The sequence below is a fragment of the Bradyrhizobium sp. CCBAU 21365 genome (assembly GCF_015291305.1).
GTDB classification, from domain to species: Bacteria; Pseudomonadota; Alphaproteobacteria; order Rhizobiales; family Xanthobacteraceae; genus Bradyrhizobium; species Bradyrhizobium elkanii.
In genome coordinates, this window is sequence record NZ_CP030036.1 from 382,799 (window position 1) to 401,782 (window position 18,984).

Sequence of the window (18,984 nt, forward strand, 5' to 3'; positions counted from 1 at the left end):
CGCCAGCCGCGGCTGCAACGGATCAGATCTGGCGTTCGACCAGCTTGAACTTGAGCTCGGCGATCGCTTCGGAGGGATTGAGGCCCTTCGGACACGCCTTGGCGCAGTTCATGATGGTGTGGCAGCGATAGAGGCGGAACGGATCCTCGAGATTGTCGAGCCGCTCGCCGGTCGCCTCGTCGCGGGAGTCGGTGACCCAGCGGGTTGCCTGCAGCAGCGCGGCGGGGCCGAGGAAGCGTTCGCTGTTCCACCAGTAGCTCGGGCACGAGGTCGAGCAGCAGGCGCACAGGATGCACTCGTAGAGGCCGTCGAGCTTCTCGCGGTCCTCGTGGCTCTGCCTCCACTCCTTCTGCGGCGTCGGCGTCGTGGTTTTCAGCCACGGCTCGATCGAGGCATACTGGGCGTAGAAATTGGTCAGGTCGGAGACCAGGTCCTTCACCACCGGCTGGTGCGGCAGCGGATTGACCTTCACCGCGCCGCCGGCGCCGACGTCGTGCATCGACTTGGTGCAGGCCAGCGTGTTCTGGCCGTCGATGTTCATCGCGCAGGAGCCGCAGACGCCTTCGCGGCAGGAGCGGCGGAAGGTCAGCGTCGGATCGATGTGGTTCTTGATCCAGATCAGACCGTCCAGCACCATCGGGCCGCAATCATTGGTGTCGACATAATAGGTGTCGACGCTCGGATTCTTGCCGTCGTCCGGGTTCCAGCGATACACCCGAAATTCGCGCGTCTCGGTGGCGCCGGCCGGCTTCGGCCAGGTCTTGCCGCCGGAAATCTTCGAATTCTTCGGAAGTGCGAATTCAACCATGCTTGCTCGCCTTCGTTCTCAGTAGACCCGCGCCTTCGGCGGGATGTACTGCACGTCATTGGTCATCGTGTAGCTGTGCACCGGACGGTACTCGATCGCGGTCTTGCCGGCCGGATCGATCCAGGTCAGCGTGTGCTTCATCCAGTTCTTGTCGTCGCGGTCCGGGAAATCCTCGCGCGCATGCGCGCCGCGGCTTTCGGTGCGGTTCGCCGCCGAATCCATCGTCACGACCGCCTGCACGATCAGATTGTCGAATTCCAGCGTCTCGACCAGGTCCGAATTCCACACCAGCGAGCGGTCCGACACCGAGATGTCGCCGACGCCGCCATAGACCTTGTGGATCAGGTTCTGACCTTCCTGCAGCACGTCGCCGGTGCGGAACACCGCGCAATTGTTCTGCATCACATGCTGCATGCTGTCGCGCAGCTTCGCGGTCGGCGTGCCGCCGGAGGCATGGCGGAAATGATCGAGGCGGCCGAGCGCGAGGTCGGCGGAATCCTTCGGCAGCTCCGGCTGCTTGGCGTTCGCGGTCAGCTTGTCGGCAAGGCGCAGCGCCGCGGCGCGGCCGAACACCACGAGGTCGATCAGCGAGTTGGAGCCGAGACGGTTGGCGCCGTGCACCGAAACGCAGGCGGCTTCGCCGATCGCCATCAGGCCCGGCACCACCGAATTGTCGTCGCCATTGCGCTTGGTCAGCACCTCGGCGTGATAGTTGGTGGCGATGCCGCCCATGTTGTAGTGCACGGTCGGCACGATCGGGATCGGCTCGCGGGTGACGTCGACATTGGCGAAGATCTTCGCCGATTCAGAGATACCCGGCAGCCGCTCATGCAGCACCTTCGGATCGAGGTGGTCGAGGTGCAGGAAGATGTGGTCCTTCTTCTTGCCGACGCCGCGGCCTTCGCGGATCTCGATCGTCATCGCGCGCGAGACGACGTCGCGCGAGGCGAGGTCCTTGGCCGACGGCGCATAGCGCTCCATGAAGCGCTCGCCCTCGGAGTTGACGAGATAGCCGCCTTCGCCGCGGGCGCCTTCGGTGACGAGGCAGCCCGAGCCGTAGATGCCGGTCGGATGGAACTGGACGAACTCCATGTCTTGCAGCGGCAGGCCGGCGCGCAGCACCATGCCGCCGCCGTCGCCGGTGCAGGTGTGCGCCGAGGTGCAGGAGGCATAGGCGCGGCCATAGCCGCCGGTCGCCAGGATCGTGGTCTGGGCGCGGAAGCGGTGCAGCGTGCCGTCATCGAGCCTGAGCGCGATCACGCCGCGGCAGACGCCCTGATCGTCCATGATCAGGTCGATGGCGAAGAACTCGATGAAGAACTCGGCCGAGTGGCGCAGCGACTGGCCGTACATCGTGTGCAGCATGGCGTGGCCGGTGCGGTCGGCGGCGGCGCAGGTGCGCTGCGCCTGGCCCTTGCCGTAGTCCAAGGTCATGCCGCCGAACGGGCGCTGATAGATCTTGCCGTCCTCGGTGCGCGAGAACGGAACGCCCCAATGCTCGAGCTCGTAGACCGCGTCGGGCGCGTTGCGCACCATGTACTCGATCGCGTCCTGGTCGCCGAGCCAGTCCGACCCCTTCACGGTGTCGTACATGTGCCAGCGCCAGTCGTCCTGATGCATGTTGCCGAGCGAGGCCGAGATGCCGCCCTGCGCCGCCACCGTGTGCGAGCGGGTCGGAAACACCTTGGTGATGCAGGCGGTGCGCAGCCCGGCTTCCGAGCAGCCGACCACAGCGCGCAGGCCGGCGCCGCCGGCGCCGACCACGACGACGTCGTAGGTGTGGTCCTGGATCGGGTAGGCCTTGCCGTTCGTGGCCGGGCCACCGTTGGTGGCCTTGCCGTTTCCTTCACCGGCCATGGATCAAACTCCCGACGACAATTTGAGGATTGCGTAGATCGAGGCCAATGCGACCGCGACGCAGAAGAAGTTGTTCGCCATCACGCTGGCGATCTTCAGCTTCTCGTTATGGATGTAGTCCTCGATCACGACCTGCATGCCGATCTTCATGTGCCAGGTGCTGGCGATGATGAAGAGCAGCAGGATGATGGCGATCGGGATCGAGCCGAGGATCTGCGCCGCGCCGGCATGGTTGCGGCCGATCAGCGTGATCACCACGACGATCACGGGAACGATCAGCAGCGTCATCGCAACCGCGGTGAGGCGCTGGCGCCAGAAATCGCCCGTGCCGGTGTGCGCGGAGCCGAGGCCGCGGACGCGCTCCAGCGGCGTGCGCATCGAAGAGGGGCCGCTCATCGTCCACCTCCCACGGCGTAAGCGATGATCCAGATCAGCACGGTCAGCGCGATGCCGGCGACCAGCGCGCCCCAGGTCAGGGCTTCGCGCTCATTGGCCTTGAAGCCATAGCCGAGATCCCAGACGAAATGCCGGATGCCGCTGCACAGATGGTGCATCAGCGCCCATGTGTAGCCGAACACGATCAGCTTGCCGATCGCGCTGCCGGTGAAGGCCTGGACGTTGGCGTAAGCTGAGGGGCCCGAGGCGGCGGCGGTCAGCCACCAGGCCAGCAGCAGCGTGCCGAAATAGAGCGCCAAACCCGTGGCGCGGTGGACGATGGACAGCGCCATCGTCAGCGTCCACCGGTAGGTCTGCAAATGGGGTGAAAGCGGTCGTTCGATCCTGGCGGTCATCGGCGGGCTTTATGTTGTGAGGGACCGCGGCCGGCCCATCGGGGAACGCGGTAGAGGAGTTCTATTTACGGACTAGGATCACCCCGCGCAACGGCCAAATAGCCTTCGGCCGAACCGAAGTTCATTGTTAGAGTTGCCGAATTCTGGTTGATCCGCAGTGTGGTATACTACATACAAGGCCGAGCGAACCAAGTAATGAATTATGATACTCGCGGATCGATTGGTGCACTCAGCCGCCCGCAAACGGGGTCCGCAAGGCATCGATTTTACCCCACTGTTCCACCAGATAATCGACAAATGCCCTGATCTTAGGCGATGCGAGACGTGACGGCTGAAGCATCAGATGCAGCGGCGTCGGTGCCGGCTCGTGGTCGATCAGCAGGCGCGTCAGGCGACCGTCGGCGAGTTCGAACTGCACCTGCCAGGACGGCACGCGGACGATGCCGGCGCCCTCCCGCGCCGCGTTGACCAGCGCGTCGAGGCTATTCATCCAGAGCCGACCGGATATGCGGATTTTGCGACCCGTCTTGCTGCCGTCGGCAAAACGCCACTCCGCGCTGCCGGGCGAATCGGAAAACACCAGGCAGTCATGCCCGGCAAGATCGTCCGGCGTCCGCGGCGTACCGCGCCGGGCCATATAGTCCGGCGACGCGCACACGATCATCTGCAGATCGGTGAGCTTCCGCGCGATCAGTTGCGAGTCGCGCAAGCGGCCGATGCGGATAGCCAGATGGATATCCTCCTCGACCATGTCGACGGCGCGGTCGACCAGAAGAAGGTCGACGGACAGCGCCGGATAGCGGCGCAGAAACTCGACCAGCAACGGCGCGATCACGAGCCGCCCGATCAGGCCCGGCGAGCTGACGCGGATCCGCCCCGACGGCTGAAGCGGGTCGCGCGACAGCGCCGCCTCGATCTCCCTGACCTCGCCGAGGATCGATTTCGCGCGCTCGTAGAGAATGCGCCCGTCATCGGTCAGCGCGAGTTGGCGGGTGGTGCGCAGCAACAGGCGGCTGCCGAAATGCTCCTCGAGCGCGCTGATCTGCCGGCTCACCGAGGTCAGCGAGCTCGGCAGCGCGCGCGCCGCCGCCGACAGGCTGCCGCTCTCGACCGCGCGGACAAAGGCCGCCATCGCCGCAAGCTGGTCCAAGCCCGATCCTTCCGTATTCCGCAAGAGAGCCTGCTCAAGAGCATAGATACTCCCGAATCCCAAAAGGGGCTATTGCTCACCGCGAACAGTCATAGGACGGCGCCGGAGAACCTGATGTGGCCCTACATCGATACTGCGAAGGACATGATGGCCGGCCTCGATCCCAAGGAACTGCTCGAGCTTGCGCTGCTGCTGATCGCGGTCGGCGCGCTGTCCGGCTTTCTCGCCGGGCTGTTCGGGATCGGCGGCGGCGCGATCCTGGTACCGGTGTTCTACGAATGCTTTCGCCTCGCCGGCGTGCCGCTCGAGGTGCGAATGCCGCTGTGCATCGGCACATCGCTCGCGATCATCATCCCGACATCGCTGAGCTCGTTCCGTGCGCATTATCGCCGCGGCGCAGTCGACATGGCGATCCTGAAGCGCTGGTGGCTGCCGATCGTGATTGGCGTCGCCGCCGGCAGCGTCACCGCGCGGTTCGCGCCGGAGCGGCTGTTCAAGATCGTATTCGTGCTGGTGGCGTGGTCGGCAGCCGCGCGCCTGCTGCTGGCGCGCGAGACCTGGAAGTTCGGCGACGACGTGCCGAAGGGCTTTTTGATGCGCGTCTACGGCTTCTTCGTCGGCCTGCTGTCGACATTGATGGGCATCGGCGGCGGCCTGTTCGCCAACCTCTTGATGACATTCTACGGCCGGCCGATCCATCAGGCGGTCGCGACCTCGTCGGCGCTCGCGGTGCTGATCTCGATCCCCGGTGCGCTGGGCTACGTCTATGCCGGCTGGCCCGCCGCCGGGCGCTTTCCCGACGTCACCGCGCTGCAACTGCCGTTCGCGCTCGGCTACGTCTCGCTGATCGGCGCGCTCTTGGTGATGCCGACCACGCTCGTCACGGCGCCGCTCGGCGTCAAGGTCGCGCACGCGCTGTCGAAGCGGGCGCTGGAGGTGGCGTTCGGGGCCTATCTCTTCATCGTCGGCGGACGATTTGTGATCAGCCTCGCCGGAGGGCACTGATCGGCTCGTCCTTAAGCCGTACTTCGCTGTGACCCCACCGTCGGAGGTCTCCGACGCCCTCGATCCGATCGGCGTGGGACAGGAATCGCAAGCGTGCTCCGATCATTTCAGGAGCTATTGGCAATTTCAGTTTCTCGCAGTCTGCCATCGCGACCCCTATAATCATCGCGACCTTTTGCCATCGCGATGTCAGGGCCGACATGATGACGTCGTCGAGCGCAGCTTCCGTAGCGCCACGGGGGAGACGCACGTCACTCCACTTCAGTTCGGAGGTCGGGGGAGGCAGTTCTTCGTGAAGCTCCAGCTTCATCAGGTCGCGAAACTGTTCGTAGAGCGGTAGCATCACCTGCCATTCTAGCTCGAGTAGGAGGTCATAAAGCGGGCCATCCAATTCAAGCCGCTCCTGCTTTCCGAGCTCCGCAATCGCGATTCGAGCCTTCTTCATCGCCTCGTGCGCGATGACGAGTTGATCGTTAATCTGGATAGCCTGCTCCCGCTCCATCTACCCCTCACGACGTTCTTGCGGCTTCATCCCTTCGCGTAGATATTCTTATACGTATCGCGCAAAATATTCTTTTGCACCTTGCCCATCGCGTTGCGTGGCAATTCTTCGACGACGAAGACGCGCTTGGGCATCTTGAACTTCGCCAGCCGTCCGTCGAGCGCCTTCAGCACTGACGCCTCGCTGACATCGGCGCCCTTGCTGCACACCAGGACGGCGGTGACGCCTTCGCCGAAATCGGCATGCGGCACGCCGATCACGGCTGACTCGATCACGCCGGGCATCGCGTCGATCTCGCTCTCGATCTCCTTCGGATAGACGTTGAAGCCGCCGGAGATCACGAGATCCTTGCCGCGCCCGAGGATGTGGACATAGCCCTTGTCGTCGATCTTGCCGAGATCGCCGGTGATGAAGAAGCCGTCGCCGCGGAATTCGGCCTTGGTCTTCTCCGGCATCCGCCAGTAGCCCTGGAACACGTTCGGGCCCTTGACCTCGATCATGCCGATGGTCTCCCGCGGAAGCTCCTTGCCGCTCTCGGGATCGGTGACCCGCACCGAGACGCCGGGCAGCGCGAAGCCGACCGCGCCGGGCACGCGGTCGCCGTCATAGGGGTTGCTCGTGTTCATGTTGGTCTCGGTCATGCCGTAGCGCTCGAGCACGGCATGCCCAGTGCGTGCTGACCATTCGCGGTGGGTGTCGGCGAGCAGCGGCGCCGAGCCCGAGATGAACAGCCGCATTTGCCTGGTAGCGTCCTTGTTCAGGCCGGGATTCTGCAGCAGGCGGGTATAGAAGGTCGGCACGCCCATCATCACGGTGGCGCGGGCCATCAGCTTGATGATCACGTCCGGATCGAACTTCGGCAGGAAGATCATCGAGGCGCGCGCGAACAGCGTCACGTTGCTGGCCACGAACAGGCCGTGGGTGTGATAGATCGGCAGCGCGTGGATCAGCACGTCCTTGTCGGTGAAGCGCCAGTAGTCGACCAGCGAGTACGAGTTCGACGCCAGATTGTCGTGCGATAGCATTGCGCCCTTGGAGCGGCCGGTGGTGCCCGACGTATAGAGGATCGCGGCGAGATCGTTGTTGCCGCGCGGCACCGTGGCGAATTCCTTCGCCGCCTTGTCGGCGGCCTCGGTCAGCGAACCCTTGCCGCTGGCATCGAGCGTCTCGACCTTGGCGCCCACCTTGGCGGCGATCGCCTTGATGCCGTCCTGCTTGGAAGGATCGCAGACCACCAGCGCCGGCTCGGCATCGGTGACGAAGTATTCGAGCTCGTTCAGCGTATAGGCGGTGTTGAGCGGCAGGTAGACGCCGCCGGCGCGCACGGTGGCGAGATACAGCACCAGGGCCGAAACCGACTTCTCGGTCTGCGCCGCGACGCGGTCGCCCGGCTTGACGCCGCGCTCAACCAGCACGTTCGCCATCTGGCCTGCGCGCGCGATCAGATCGCCATAGGAGATGCGGCTGCCGTCGAGCTGCTCGATCGCGAGCCGGCCGGGGTCGTCGAGGCCGTCGAACAGGCGGGAAAACAGATTGGCGTTGGTGGTCGTGTTCATGCAAAGATTCCCCGAGGGGCGAAGGGCCGGAAGACTTCGGCTGGATTAGCAAAAACGCCCTTCAGAAAGCAACGGAGACAGTTTGCATGACAAATAATGGGAAACGCGTGGCTTGGGTCACCGGCGGCGGCACTGGAATCGGCGAATCCGGGGCCGAGTTCCTGGCCGCGGACGGCTGGACGGTGGTGGTCTCCGGCCGCCGCAAGGAAGAGCTCGACCGCGTGGTGGCCAACATCACCAAAAAGGGCGGCAAGGCCGAGGCGATCCCGCTCGATGTCAGCAACAAGACCGATGTCAACAAGGCCGCCGAGACGATCGTCGGCAAGCACGGCCGCATCGACCTTTTGGTCAACAGCGCCGGCATCAACGTGCCGAAGCGCAGCTGGGCCGACATGGAACTGGAAGGCTGGGACAAGCTGGTCGAGATCAACCTCAACGGCGTGCTCTACTGCATGCGCGCGGTGCTGCCGACGATGCGCAAGCAGAAGGACGGCTGCATCATCAACGTCGCCTCCTGGGCCGGCCGCCACGTCTCGAAGATGCCGGGCCCGGCCTACACCACGACCAAGCACGCGGTGCTGGCGCTGACCCATTCCTTCAACATGGACGAATGCGTCAACGGCCTGCGCGCCTGCTGCCTGTCGCCGGGCGAGGTCGCCACCCCGATCCTGAAGCAGCGGCCGGTGGTGCCGAGCGAAGCCGAGCAGGCCAAGATGCTGCAGCCGGAGGATTGCGGCCGCACCATCGCCTTCGTCGCGAGCATGCCGGCGCGGGTCTGCATGAACGAGATCCTGATCAGCCCGACCCACAACCGCGGTTTCATCCAGACGCCGGCGAACAGGGATTAGAGTAGCTCTCACAACGAGTCGTCCCGGCGAAAGCCGGACCCATAACCACAGGGTCGAGTTGTTGGGCGCGCTGTGGCTCCAGCGACGCCTGATAACGGCCATGCGTGGTTATGGGTCCGGCTCGCGCTTCGCTTGGCCGGGACGACGGCGTGGATGGTTCTGCGGTCTACGTCACTCGATGATCTCGTTCAATTCCTTGCCGGTATGCTCCGGCACGAACAGGAACACGCCGATCGCCATCGCGATCATCAGCACGGGGATGCACAGGAACGACAGCGCGAACGAGCCGGTGTGCTGCTGGAGCGCGATCGAGACGAAGGGAAACAGCACGAAGCCGACGAAATAGGCGATCGCCCAGACCACGCCGTTGGCGGCGCCGCGGATCCGGGTCGGGAAGATCTCTGCGGTCAGCGTCGTGCTCGGCCCCCAGAAGCCGAGGAAGCCGAGACACCAGGCGAGCCCGAACGCCCATAGCAGCACGCGGTCCTCGGAATAGACCCAGAGCGTCATGAAGATCGCGCCCTCGATCAGGGTGATGATGAAGGTGCGGCGGCGGCCGATCTTGTCGATCAGCCAGCCCACCACGCACAGTCCGAGGAAGCCGCAGAGCCCGTAGAACACGTAGAACAGGCTGTACTCGGCGGTCGACCAGTGCTTCTCGGTCGACAGATACAGCGGCATCCAGGCGCCGACCGTGCCGTAGATGCAGGTCGAGGCGCAGGCGACGAACAGCGCGACAAGCGTGGCGGGCAGCACGTCGGGCATGAACACCTGGCGGATGCCGACCGACTTGGCCTTGCCGAACCAGGCGCTGTCCTCGGCGCTGACCGTGCCGCCGCGCGCCAGCGTCTCCGAGATGCGTCGCTTGCGGTCCTGCGCGCGCACCCAATAGGGCGATTCCGGGCAGGTGGAGCGGATATAGATCGCGAGCAGCGCGATCACGCCCGGCACCATGACCGCAATGCGCCAGCCGAAATTGGCGGCGACGAGGCCCGTGATCGCGCCAGCGAGCGTGGCGCCGAGGCACCAGGCCGAGCGGGTAATGCTGATGACGCGGCCGCGCAGCCGGGCCGGCCAGGTTTCCGCGACCAGCATCGAGCCGAGCGACCATTCGCCGTTGAGCGCGAAGAACAACAGCGAGCGCGCGATCACGAACACCGCGAAGGTCGGCGACATCGCCGCGACCGGCATCAGAAGCGAGAACAGCGCGATATTGACGGCGAGCAACGTGCGGCGACCATAGCGGTCGGCGAGCCATGGCCAGAAATACAGCCCGGCGATGCCAACGAACAGCGCGATCTGCATGCCGGAGCGGTACTCCGGCAGGCTCAGCGAAAATTCCTTGATCACCATTGGCGAGATCAGCGCGAAGATCACGCCGTCCATGCCGTCGAAGCCCCAGCCGAGCGCGTTGGCGGTGGCGATGTGCCAATGCGTTTTCGTGATCTCGGTTGTGTCCGCAACCGCGCGGTAGTTGGCGTATTGCAGGTGTTTCTGCTCGAGCGGACCGATGTCGATGCTTGCATCGTTCACCGCAGGTGCGGCGTGGCCGTCAGCCGTGATGCTGCTCATGATGCCTCCCCGCGGCCGCTTTCTGCGAAGCCGTGCCGCAACCTCAAGCTGAACCAATCGGCTAGTGGCGGCAAGCAAATTGCTCGCGGCAGCGCACGCGTCCATTCCGCTGAGTGGAATGCCTGGCGGGCTGCACGCGGCGTCCCGTGTACGCAGCGCGCGCCGGCCGGTTTCAACAATCACAAAGAATTATTTCCGGAAACCGTCCGGAAAACCTGCCGTAGCTCGGCCAACGACGACGCACTCATCAATCAGCACGCGCCGTTGTTGCCCCTTCAACGCCGGCGAAGCCTCGCCGGTCGGCCTACTCATCGGGAGATGAAACCATGTCGAAGCGTATTGCCTATCTCGCCGCCGCCGCCTTCAGCGCACTTGCAATCACGGCCACCGTCGTGGCGCCGGTCCGCGCCGAGGAAAAGACCGTGATGGTCGGCGGCGCCGCGATGTTCCCGTCGAAGAACATCGTGCAGAACGCCGTCAATTCGAAGGATCACACCACGCTTGTCGCCGCGGTGAAGGCCGCGGGCCTGGTCAGCACGCTGGAAGGCAAGGGCCCGTTCACGGTGTTCGCGCCGACCAATGCCGCGTTCGGCAAGCTGCCGGCCGGAACCGTCGATACCCTGGTCAAGCCCGAGAACAAGGCGACGCTGACCAAGATCCTCACCTACCATGTGGTGCCGGGCAAGCTCGAGGCCTCCGACCTCACCGACGGCAAGAAGCTGAAGACCGCCGAGGGTGAGGAACTGACCGTGAAAAAGCAGGACGGGAAGGTCTGGATCGTCGATGCCAAGGGCGGCAGCTCGATGGTGACGATCTCCAACGTCAACCAGTCGAACGGCGTCATCCATGTGGTCGACACCGTGCTGATGCCGGCGACGTGACACCTGGCGGCCTGATTTAGTCCCTCAAGGGACCCGCGACATCGCGAGCCGGCGCCTCGCTCCGGCTCGCATTTTTGTGACCATATCAGGTGGCGTATATCGAACTGATGGTGCGCGACCCCGTAACGGAACGCCGGTTCCGGGCGTATAACCCGGTAACGACCACGAGCAGAGATATCCCATGACGAGCCTTGCCGTCAGCGACCACCAGGTAGAGACCGCGGCGCCCGCGAAGGCGATCCAGCCGGTCTGGGTGCGCATCGTGCATTGGATCAACGCCTTCGCGATGATCCTGATGATCATGTCCGGCTGGCAGATCTACAACGCCTCGCCGCTGTTTGGCTTCACCTTCTCGCGGAGCATCACGCTCGGCGGCTGGCTCGGGGGTGCGCTGCTCTGGCACTTCGCCGCGATGTGGCTGTTGATGGTCAACGGCCTGGTCTATCTGGCGCTGGGATTTGCCACCGGCCGCTTCCGCAAGAAGCTGCTGCCGATCACCCCCGGCGGCGTGATTGCCGACACCAAGGCGGCGCTGACCTTCAAGCTGTCGCACGACGACCTCAGCAAATACAATTCGGTGCAGAAACTGCTCTATGCCGGCATCATCATCGTCGGCGTCGTCATCGTGCTGTCCGGCCTGTCGATGTGGAAGCCGGTGCAGTTGCATTGGCTGGTGTCGCTGTTCGGCGGCTACGATTTCGCCCGTTATGTTCACTTCACCTGCATGGCGCTGATCGTCGCCTTCCTGGTGATCCATGTCGCGCTCGCGCTGCTGGTGCCGAAGAGCCTGCGCGCCATGATCATTGGACGCTAGGGCATGATCCCGAAAAGTGGAAACCGGTTTTCGGAATTGATCATGCCCAAGAAAGATATTTGAGGGAGATAGTCATGGGTCGTCTCCGCAAGCTCCTGATCCCCGGTGTCGACAAGAAGCTGCTCGTGCGCGATGCGGTGAAGACGATGCCGGAGCTGACGCGCCGCCGCTTCATCACGGCGGGGACCAGCCTCGGCGCGCTGACGCTGCTCACCGGCTGCGACGTGGTCGATTCGTCGTCGGCCGAAGAAATGCTGAAGCAGGTCTCGAAGTTCAACGACGCGGTGCAGGCCTGGATGTTCAATCCGGATGCGCTGGCGCCGACCTTTCCCGAGAGCATGATCACCAAGCCGTTCCCGTTCAACGCCTATTACGATCTCGACGACGCACCTGAGATCGCAGGCGCCGACTGGAAGCTCGAAGTGCGCGGGCTGGTCGACCACAAGAAGTCGTGGACGCTCGACGAATTGTACAAGCTGCCGCAGGTCAAGCAGGTGACGCGCCACATCTGCGTCGAGGGCTGGAGCGCGATCGGCAGCTGGACCGGTACGCCCTTGCGCGATTTCCTCAAGCTGGTCGGCGCCGACACCCGCGCCAAATATGTCTGGTTCCAGTGCGCCGACAAGGACGGCTACAACTCGCCGCTCGACATGCGCTCGGCGCTGCATCCGCAGACCCAGATGACGTTCAAGTTTGCCGACAAGATCCTGCCGCGCGCCTACGGCTTTCCGATGAAGATCCGGGTCCCGACCAAGCTCGGCTTCAAGAACCCGAAATACGTGCTCTCGATGGAAGTCACCAACTACTACAAGGGCGGCTACTGGGAAGACCAGGGCTACAATTCGTTCAGCGGGAGCTAACTCGCTGTCGTCCCGGCGAGAGCCGGGACCGATACCCCGTGGCCGCGGGAATAGGCACAAGGGGAGACGCTTCCTTCCATCACAACCAGCTGTGGCTATGGGTCCCGGCCTTCGCCGGGACGACGCTGGGACGGGACTTTCCTCTGAAACGCCGACAGTAGCGCGCCGAGCGCGAGCATCGCAGCCGAGACGTTCAACGCGAATGACAGGCTGCCGACCGCATCGGTGATGGCGCCGACCACGATCGGTCCGAGCGTCTGGCCGATGCCGAAGGCGATGGTCATCGCCGCGATCGCGGTCGGCCAGGATTGTGGCGGGTAGTTGAAGCGCACGAAGGCGGTGGTCGAGCCGACCACGGCGAAGAAGGCGACGCCGAACACCAGCGCCGAGATCGCAAGCAGCAGCGGCGAATGCCCGAAGATCGGTAGAGCCGCGCCGAGCGCGTTGACGCCGAGGATGATGGTGGTGGCGAGCCCGCCGCGGTCGAGCGCCAGCACCCGCCCCCAGACCCAGGGCGTCACGAATGCGCTGACGCCGATCAGGCTCCAGAACGCGCTCTGTGCAGCCGCGCCGCCGCCGCCGTCGCGGACATAGGCGATCATGAAGGTCATGTAGGCGATGTAGCCGGCACCGAACAGGAAATAGGCGGCGAGGTAGATCAGGACCGGCATCACAGCGAATTGGGTCCGCACGATGCCGCCGGCGGCGGCGTTGGCTTGGAGCGGCGCCAGCATCAGCGGCACGGTCATGATCGCGGAAAGCAGCGTCATCGCCCACCACACGATCCACCACGAGCCGGCGCCAAAACCCTGCAGCACGAAGGGCGCGATCAGGCCCGATGCGAGGATGCCGACGCCCGGCCCGGCATAGAACAGGCTGAGCAGGAAGTTCGCGCGTTCCGGTCGCGATTGCGCGATGGTCGCCGCGAGCGCACCGCCGCCGACGAAGCCGATCGCGGCGGCGAAGCCCACCAGCAGGCGGGCAAAACTCAGCACCACGAAATTGCCCGAGAGGGCGCAAAGCGCCAGCGACAGCGCGCAGGCCAGCGTCGACCAGCGCACCGATGCGGCAAGTCCGAAGCGTTCGATCAGGCGCGAGGCGAGCAGCGCGCCGGCCAGATAGCCGGCGGCATTGATCGTGTTCATGAAGCCGGCGGCCGAATACGACCAGGCCAGCTGCTCGCGCATGTCGGGCAGCACCAGCGAATAGGCAAAGCGGCCGATTCCGAGGCCGACCGTCGGTGCAAGCGACAGAATCAGGATCAGCCGCGCGGGATGCGGGTAGGACGGGGCGGGGGCTCTCACAATTCACTCCGGCAATAGGGCCATTGTGGCAGGCCGCGGCGACGCTGCCCAGCGCCGACGCCCGCAACACTGTCTTGCGTATCAGGCAATCAGGACCAGCGCGACGCCGATCACGGTCAGCAGGGTGCCGCCGACGATCCGCGCGGTGATCTCGACATGCTTGAGCATCATCGCGCTCATCACCACGGTGACCAGCGGATAGATCGCGGCGAGCGGCGCCACCAGCGTGATCGGGCCGTTGCGGACCGCGGCGAACAGGCTGAGCGCGCTGAGCCCGTTGCTGATCCCGGTCAGCGCGAACCAGAATCGGCCCTCGCGCGGCGCCTGCACCATGAAGCTGCCCTTGCGGACCCGTTGCACGGTCAGCACCACCAGCGAGGACATGACATAGCCGACCAGGCAGGCCCATAGCGGGCTTGGCCAGATCGCAAGGCCGAGCTTGGCGATCGGCGGCACGATGCCGCGCACCAGGGCACTGGCGAGCGGCAGCAGCAGGGCCCAGCTGCGCCAATGGCCGAGATCGCGCGGCCTCGTCACGGTGATGATGGCGGCGCCCGCGACCGCGACGACGAGCCCGATGAGCTGCTGCGGCAGCAAGGGCTCGTGCAGCAGCACCACGGCGGCGGTGACCGCAAACAGTGGCGCCAGATTGCCCAAGGTCGAGGTGATGACCGGTCCCAGCGCCCGGTTCGACGCAAAGGTCAGGAGCGTCAGCGAGGCCGGGAAGAACAGCCCGATCGCCATGAAGATCGGCAGGGCGCCCCAGACCACCGGCTCGCCGTGCAGGATCAGCGGCGACAGCACCAGGAACAGCAGGGTGAAAGATGGCACGCTGATCGCGGCGCCCGACAGCGGCTCGACGGTGCGCAGGCCGAGCTGCGCCAGCACCACCCCGGCGCCGAGGAAAATCGCCGAGGCGAAGGCGTAGACGATGGCTGCGGTCATGAGGTCCGTCTTGTTGGCTTCTTGTTAGCTTCTTGGGGCGCGGGTTGCTCGTTGGGGCCATTCTGGGCCGATCCGGGGTGCCTTGCCAATCCGGCTCCGGCGTTTTAGCACTCCGGCCGGATTTCCCCGCTCGTCATGCCCGGGCTCGACCCGGGCATCCATCCATCTTCAGAGAGGCCTTTCGAAGCGGGATGGATTGCCGGGTCATCTGTGCGAGGACGCGCTTCGCGCTCTTGCCCGGCAACGACAACAACGATTAGCTCGAGGTAACATCATGGCGACCCATAAACTGCTGCTTCTCCCCGGCGACGGCATCGGCCCCGAAGTGATGGCCGAGGTACAACGCATGATTGACTGGCTGAATGCGCAGGGCATCGCGAAGTTCGAGACCGAGCAGGGCCTGGTCGGCGGCTCCGCCTATGACGCCCACAAGGTGTCGATCTCCGAGGGCGACATGGCCAAGGCGACGGCGGCGGATGCCGTGATCTTCGGCGCGGTCGGCGGTCCGAAATGGGACAGCGTGCCCTATGAGGTCCGTCCCGAGGCGGGCCTGCTGCGGCTGCGCAAGGATCTCGGCCTGTTCGCCAATCTGCGCCCGGCGGTGTGCTACCCGGCGCTCGCCGAGGCCTCGAGCCTGAAGCGCGACGTGGTCGAGGGTCTCGACATCATGATCGTCCGCGAGCTCACCGGCGGCGTCTATTTCGGCGAACCGAAGACCATCACCGATCTCGGCAACGGCCAGAAGCGCGCGGTCGACACCCAGGTCTACGACACCTACGAGATCGAGCGCATCGGCCGCGTCGCCTTCGACCTGGCGCGCAAGCGCCGCAACAAGGTGACGTCGATGGAGAAGCGCAACGTCATGAAGTCGGGCGTGCTCTGGAACGAGGTCATGACCCAGGTCCATGCGCGTGAATACAAGGACGTCACGCTCGAGCACCAGCTCGCCGATTCCGGCGGCATGAACCTCGTCAAGGCGCCGAAGCAGTTCGACGTCATCGTGACAGACAATCTGTTCGGCGACATGCTGTCCGACATCGCGGCGATGCTGACCGGCTCGCTCGGCATGCTGCCGTCGGCCTCGCTCGGCGAGGTCGACTCGAAGACGAAGAAGCGGCGCTCGCTGTTCGAGCCGGTGCACGGCTCGGCGCCCGATATCGCAGGCCGAGGCCTCGCCAACCCGATCGCGATGATCTCGTCGTTCGGCATGGCGCTGCGCTATTCCTTCGACATGGGCGAGCTCGCCGACAAGGTCGATGCCGCGATCGCGGCCGTGCTCGCCAGCGGCCTGCGCACCGCCGACATCAAGTCGGAAGGCGCCACGCCGGCCAGCACGAGCCAGATGGGCGAGGCGATCCTGAAGGAATTGCAGAAGCTGCACGCGTAGGGCGCGCGGCTGACACAAACACGATGTCGTCCCGGCGAAAGCCGGGACCCACAACCACCGACGCCGATGGTTACGAAGATCGGCGAACAATCATTTCAGATCGAGAGGCCGCGGCGTATGGGTCCCGGCCTTCGCCGGGACGACGCCGAGTGAGACGTCTCAGTACAGCGGGAAATTCCGCGGATAGCCGCCGAGATCGGCCGGCGGGCTGAGCGGCTGGCGATCGATCGGGCGGTTGTTGTTCTCGCGTGCGAACGTGGGGTAGCCGATCTCCGGCGGATACGCGTAGTCGTTGAACTTGCGATCGCCCGGCAGCACTTCGGTGCCGGCGTCGAGCCACGAGCGCGTGGTGACGTAAACGCGGGTGCGCGGACCCTGCTGATAGACCCGGTTCGGACCCTGCGCGCCGTAATAGCGGCGGCCGTCGCGGTCATACTGCTCCTGCTGCTTGCGCTTGGCCGGGCTCTGCGCGCTGGCCGCGGTCATGCCGAACGCGGTTGCGGTGACGGCAGCCGCGGCAAGCAACACCACGAGCTTGTTCGCGGCAGGGAATTTCAAGGTCATCGCATCCTCGTCATTACGGCCCCATCGGGGCTGGCGCGTCCGCCAAAATCACTCGGAACACATTGTAGCCATGGTGGGGAGGCCGTCACTAGGTCAATTGCGCCACACCGGCCGAGATAATGCGTGTCCAAGCGCAAAAGTTTCATGAAAACCAGTGCCTTGCCACGGTCTCGCCATCAAAGCGCGCCGCGCAGGCCCGGGTTCTCGCTGCCCATGACCCAGTCGGCCGACAAGGCGGGCGCGCCGGAGGTAACGCAGTCGGTGCGCTTGAGCTCGGCATGTGCGAACAGGGCGGCGAGCCGCGGATCGTTGCCCGCGGCCAGCAGGGTCAGGCGGTTCAGCATGCAGACGATCGCGGCGCGCCGGGCCGGCAGGCTGGTGCCCTGGCAGGTCCAGCCGGAGATTCGAAGGTCAGGCGCGTCGGCCTGCTTGAGGAAGCCGAGGCAGGCGCGGTCGCCGTCCTGCCGTGCCGGGCGCAGCAGGGTGACGCTGCCGAACTTGCTGTCGACGATGCCGGCCGCCTCGAGCCCGCGGACGCCGTTCGGGTCGAGCCGCCCGGCAGTCTCGGTGACCGCAGGCCCCATGGCCTCGCCGCCGGGGCGGTAGATTTCCAGCTCAGCGACCGGTGCACCGTCGGCGTCGGCCCAGCGGAAGACGTCCTTGCGGCCGCCCTCGGGGTGCCGGAAAATCTCGTAAGCCTCTGTTTTATCTCGCAGATCGAGCCGGCTCACGGCAAACGCCGGCGCCGTGCGGCCGGCTGGGCTCCAACTCGCGGCGGCAGGGGCCGCCATCGCCGTTGCGTCGGGCAGCTGCTTCCATAGATAGTTGCCGAGGACGACGAACAGCGCGAGCATGGCGACATAGGCGAACAGCCGGGAGAGCGTGGCGTACACCTCGTCGACGAAGCTCGTCAGTCCTGACGGATTTCTCGTATGATGGGGCGCGGCCGGATCAGCCCGAAATAAACGCATCAAAACGCTCAAAAGCTTGCGCAACGTTGTCTTGACGGGCTTTCTCGCATAGAAGCGCTGCCTCTTCCCTTTCCGCAGCTGGCGGGGGAACGGGCATTTTTCGTCGGAGAGTGAACGATGGGTTACAAAGTCGCGGTGGTCGGAGCGACCGGCAATGTCGGGCGCGAAATGCTCAACATTCTCGACGAGCGCAAATTCCCCGCCGACGAGGTCGTCGTGCTGGCCTCGCGCCGCAGCGTCGGCATCGAGGTCTCCTATGGCGACCGCACGCTGAAGGTGAAGGCGCTCGAGCACTATGACTTCTCCGACATCGACATCTGCCTGATGTCGGCCGGCGGTTCGGTCTCCAAGGAATGGTCGCCCAAGATCGGCGCCGCCGGCGCGGTCGTGATCGACAACTCCTCGGCCTGGCGCATGGACCCCGACGTGCCGCTGATCGTGCCCGAGGTGAACGCGGACGCGACCGCCGGCTTCACCAAGAAGAACATCATCGCCAACCCGAACTGCTCGACCGCGCAGCTCGTGGTCGCGCTGAAGCCGCTGCACGACAAGGCGACGATCACGCGCGTCGTGGTCTCGACCTATCAATCGGTGTCGGGCGCCGGCAAGGACGCGATGGACGAATTGTTCTCGCAGACCAAGGCCGTCTACACCAATGACGAGCTGGTCAATAAGAAGTTTCCGAAGCGCATCGCCTTCAACGTCATTCCTCAGATCGACGTCTTCATGGAAGACGGCTACACGAAGGAAGAGTGGAAGATGATGGCGGAGACCAAGAAGATCCTCGATCCGAAGATCAAGCTCGCCGCGACCTGCGTGCGCGTGCCGGTCTTCGTCGGTCACTCCGAAGCCGTCAACGTCGAGTTCGCCAATCCGATCACGCCGGACGAGGCGCGCAACATCCTGCGCAATGCGCCGGGCTGCCTCGTGATCGACAAGCACGAGCCGGGCGGTTACGTCACGCCCTATGAGGCCGCCGGCGAGGACGCCACCTATATCAGCCGCATCCGCGAGGACGCGACGGTGGAGAACGGCCTGTCGTTCTGGTGCGTGTCGGACAATCTGCGCAAGGGCGCGGCGCTCAATGCCGTGCAGATCGCCGAGGTCCTGATCAACCGCAAGCTGATCACCGCGAAGCGGAAGGCGGCCTAGCAGCGGAAATCGGGAAG

The 18,984-nt window shown here is 64.9% G+C and carries 19 protein-coding genes; 7 read left to right on the top strand and 12 right to left on the bottom strand.

Translation table 11 applies throughout. From position 1 onward, the window contains the following. Window positions 1–22: 22 nt before the first annotated feature. The 5 genes from XI02_RS01775 to XI02_RS01795 all read right to left on the bottom strand — a co-directional run bounded on the left by XI02_RS01775 (window position 23) and on the right by XI02_RS01795 (window position 4,606). Window positions 23–808 (bottom strand): succinate dehydrogenase iron-sulfur subunit, encoded by a 786-nt coding sequence (locus XI02_RS01775; protein ID WP_172646130.1) that lies wholly within the window; start codon window positions 806–808, stop codon window positions 23–25. Between the two features lie 18 nt (window positions 809–826). Beyond that, a complete protein-coding gene (gene sdhA / locus XI02_RS01780; protein WP_016840276.1) occupies window positions 827–2,665 on the bottom strand; it encodes a succinate dehydrogenase flavoprotein subunit in 1,839 nt (612 codons plus the stop codon). A 3-nt stretch (window positions 2,666–2,668) separates the two neighbouring features. Continuing rightward, entirely contained in the window at window positions 2,669–3,043 is a 375-nt protein-coding gene (sdhD, locus tag XI02_RS01785; protein ID WP_085964893.1) for a succinate dehydrogenase, hydrophobic membrane anchor protein, read from the bottom strand. Window positions 3,044–3,057: 14 nt separating this feature from the next. Then, entirely contained in the window at window positions 3,058–3,456 is a 399-nt protein-coding gene (gene sdhC, locus XI02_RS01790) for a succinate dehydrogenase, cytochrome b556 subunit (protein ID WP_026192089.1), read from the bottom strand. A 229-nt stretch (window positions 3,457–3,685) separates the two neighbouring features. Continuing rightward, window positions 3,686–4,606, bottom strand: a complete 921-nt coding sequence (locus tag XI02_RS01795) for a LysR family transcriptional regulator (RefSeq protein ID WP_172646129.1) — start codon at window positions 4,604–4,606, stop codon at window positions 3,686–3,688. A gap of 144 nt (window positions 4,607–4,750) precedes the next feature. Here XI02_RS01795 and XI02_RS01800 point away from each other — a divergent pair, with 144 nt between their 5' ends. After that, entirely contained in the window at window positions 4,751–5,611 is an 861-nt protein-coding gene (locus XI02_RS01800) for a sulfite exporter TauE/SafE family protein (protein WP_026192090.1), read from the top strand. Here XI02_RS01800 and XI02_RS01805 read toward each other — a convergent pair. Both XI02_RS01805 and XI02_RS01810 read right to left on the bottom strand, forming a co-directional pair. Further along, a complete protein-coding gene (locus XI02_RS01805; protein WP_018269382.1) occupies window positions 5,589–6,113 on the bottom strand; it encodes a DUF3658 domain-containing protein in 525 nt (174 codons plus the stop codon). The two genes, XI02_RS01800 and XI02_RS01805, sit on opposite strands and share 23 nt — an antisense overlap. 26 nt (window positions 6,114–6,139) lie before the next feature. Beyond that, entirely contained in the window at window positions 6,140–7,669 is a 1,530-nt protein-coding gene (locus XI02_RS01810) for a malonyl-CoA synthase (RefSeq protein ID WP_194483360.1), read from the bottom strand. 86 nt (window positions 7,670–7,755) lie between these two features. Between XI02_RS01810 and XI02_RS01815 the strand changes: the two genes are divergently transcribed. After that, window positions 7,756–8,517 (top strand): SDR family oxidoreductase, encoded by a 762-nt coding sequence (locus XI02_RS01815; RefSeq protein WP_026192091.1) that lies wholly within the window; start codon window positions 7,756–7,758, stop codon window positions 8,515–8,517. A gap of 171 nt (window positions 8,518–8,688) precedes the next feature. On the opposite strand, the gene XI02_RS01820 is transcribed toward XI02_RS01815, so the two are convergent. Beyond that, complete coding sequence (locus XI02_RS01820) at window positions 8,689–10,089, bottom strand: MFS transporter (protein WP_172646127.1); 1,401 nt, start codon at window positions 10,087–10,089, stop codon at window positions 8,689–8,691. A gap of 326 nt (window positions 10,090–10,415) precedes the next feature. Between XI02_RS01820 and XI02_RS01825 the strand changes: the two genes are divergently transcribed. From XI02_RS01825 to XI02_RS01835, 3 genes are all read left to right on the top strand, one after another. Beyond that, window positions 10,416–10,970 (top strand): fasciclin domain-containing protein, encoded by a 555-nt coding sequence (locus tag XI02_RS01825; RefSeq protein ID WP_172646126.1) that lies wholly within the window; start codon window positions 10,416–10,418, stop codon window positions 10,968–10,970. A 181-nt stretch (window positions 10,971–11,151) separates the two neighbouring features. Then, complete coding sequence (locus XI02_RS01830) at window positions 11,152–11,784, top strand: cytochrome b/b6 domain-containing protein (protein WP_172646125.1); 633 nt, start codon at window positions 11,152–11,154, stop codon at window positions 11,782–11,784. Between the two features lie 74 nt (window positions 11,785–11,858). Continuing rightward, window positions 11,859–12,644, top strand: a complete 786-nt coding sequence (locus XI02_RS01835; RefSeq protein WP_172646124.1) for a molybdopterin-binding protein — start codon at window positions 11,859–11,861, stop codon at window positions 12,642–12,644. Window positions 12,645–12,739: 95 nt separating this feature from the next. On the opposite strand, the gene XI02_RS01840 is transcribed toward XI02_RS01835, so the two are convergent. Both XI02_RS01840 and XI02_RS01845 read right to left on the bottom strand, forming a co-directional pair. Further along, window positions 12,740–13,948, bottom strand: coding sequence for a YbfB/YjiJ family MFS transporter (locus XI02_RS01840; RefSeq protein ID WP_172646123.1), 1,209 nt, complete (start codon window positions 13,946–13,948; stop codon window positions 12,740–12,742). Window positions 13,949–14,029: 81 nt separating this feature from the next. Continuing rightward, window positions 14,030–14,893 (bottom strand): EamA family transporter, encoded by an 864-nt coding sequence (locus XI02_RS01845; protein ID WP_018269384.1) that lies wholly within the window; start codon window positions 14,891–14,893, stop codon window positions 14,030–14,032. Between the two features lie 274 nt (window positions 14,894–15,167). On the opposite strand from XI02_RS01845, the gene leuB reads away from it, so the two are divergent. Next, window positions 15,168–16,280, top strand: a complete 1,113-nt coding sequence (gene leuB, locus XI02_RS01850; protein WP_172646122.1) for a 3-isopropylmalate dehydrogenase — start codon at window positions 15,168–15,170, stop codon at window positions 16,278–16,280. Between the two features lie 159 nt (window positions 16,281–16,439). Here leuB and XI02_RS01855 read toward each other — a convergent pair whose 3' ends face one another. Then, the gene (locus XI02_RS01855; protein ID WP_028337879.1) at window positions 16,440–16,844 is read right to left on the bottom strand and encodes a hypothetical protein; all 405 of its coding nucleotides are present in this window, start codon (window positions 16,842–16,844) and stop codon (window positions 16,440–16,442) included. 176 nt (window positions 16,845–17,020) lie between these two features. Continuing rightward, on the bottom strand, window positions 17,021–17,815 hold the full coding sequence (locus tag XI02_RS01860) for a hypothetical protein (RefSeq protein ID WP_172648973.1): 795 nt from the start codon (window positions 17,813–17,815) through the stop codon (window positions 17,021–17,023). A 117-nt stretch (window positions 17,816–17,932) separates the two neighbouring features. On the opposite strand from XI02_RS01860, the gene XI02_RS01865 reads away from it, so the two are divergent. After that, window positions 17,933–18,967 (top strand): aspartate-semialdehyde dehydrogenase, encoded by a 1,035-nt coding sequence (locus tag XI02_RS01865; RefSeq protein ID WP_016847643.1) that lies wholly within the window; start codon window positions 17,933–17,935, stop codon window positions 18,965–18,967. Window positions 18,968–18,984: the final 17 nt, after the last annotated feature.

Coding starts and splice junctions, on each gene's coding strand:
- XI02_RS01865 (WP_016847643.1), top strand. CDS start 17,933: ATGGGTTACAAAGTCGCGGTGGTCGGAGCGACCGGCAATGTCGGGCGC.
- sdhA (WP_016840276.1), bottom strand. CDS start 2,665: ATGGCCGGTGAAGGAAACGGCAAGGCCACCAACGGTGGCCCGGCCACG.
- leuB (WP_172646122.1), top strand. CDS start 15,168: ATGGCGACCCATAAACTGCTGCTTCTCCCCGGCGACGGCATCGGCCCC.
- sdhD (WP_085964893.1), bottom strand. CDS start 3,043: ATGCGCACGCCGCTGGAGCGCGTCCGCGGCCTCGGCTCCGCGCACACC.
- XI02_RS01805 (WP_018269382.1), bottom strand. CDS start 6,113: ATGGAGCGGGAGCAGGCTATCCAGATTAACGATCAACTCGTCATCGCG.
- XI02_RS01855 (WP_028337879.1), bottom strand. CDS start 16,844: ATGACCTTGAAATTCCCTGCCGCGAACAAGCTCGTGGTGTTGCTTGCC.
- XI02_RS01815 (WP_026192091.1), top strand. CDS start 7,756: ATGACAAATAATGGGAAACGCGTGGCTTGGGTCACCGGCGGCGGCACT.
- XI02_RS01845 (WP_018269384.1), bottom strand. CDS start 14,893: ATGACCGCAGCCATCGTCTACGCCTTCGCCTCGGCGATTTTCCTCGGC.
- XI02_RS01825 (WP_172646126.1), top strand. CDS start 10,416: ATGTCGAAGCGTATTGCCTATCTCGCCGCCGCCGCCTTCAGCGCACTT.
- XI02_RS01830 (WP_172646125.1), top strand. CDS start 11,152: ATGACGAGCCTTGCCGTCAGCGACCACCAGGTAGAGACCGCGGCGCCC.
- XI02_RS01835 (WP_172646124.1), top strand. CDS start 11,859: ATGGGTCGTCTCCGCAAGCTCCTGATCCCCGGTGTCGACAAGAAGCTG.
- XI02_RS01800 (WP_026192090.1), top strand. CDS start 4,751: ATGATGGCCGGCCTCGATCCCAAGGAACTGCTCGAGCTTGCGCTGCTG.
- XI02_RS01860 (WP_172648973.1), bottom strand. CDS start 17,815: ATGCGTTTATTTCGGGCTGATCCGGCCGCGCCCCATCATACGAGAAAT.
- XI02_RS01820 (WP_172646127.1), bottom strand. CDS start 10,089: ATGAGCAGCATCACGGCTGACGGCCACGCCGCACCTGCGGTGAACGAT.
- XI02_RS01775 (WP_172646130.1), bottom strand. CDS start 808: ATGGTTGAATTCGCACTTCCGAAGAATTCGAAGATTTCCGGCGGCAAG.
- XI02_RS01810 (WP_194483360.1), bottom strand. CDS start 7,669: ATGAACACGACCACCAACGCCAATCTGTTTTCCCGCCTGTTCGACGGC.
- sdhC (WP_026192089.1), bottom strand. CDS start 3,456: ATGACCGCCAGGATCGAACGACCGCTTTCACCCCATTTGCAGACCTAC.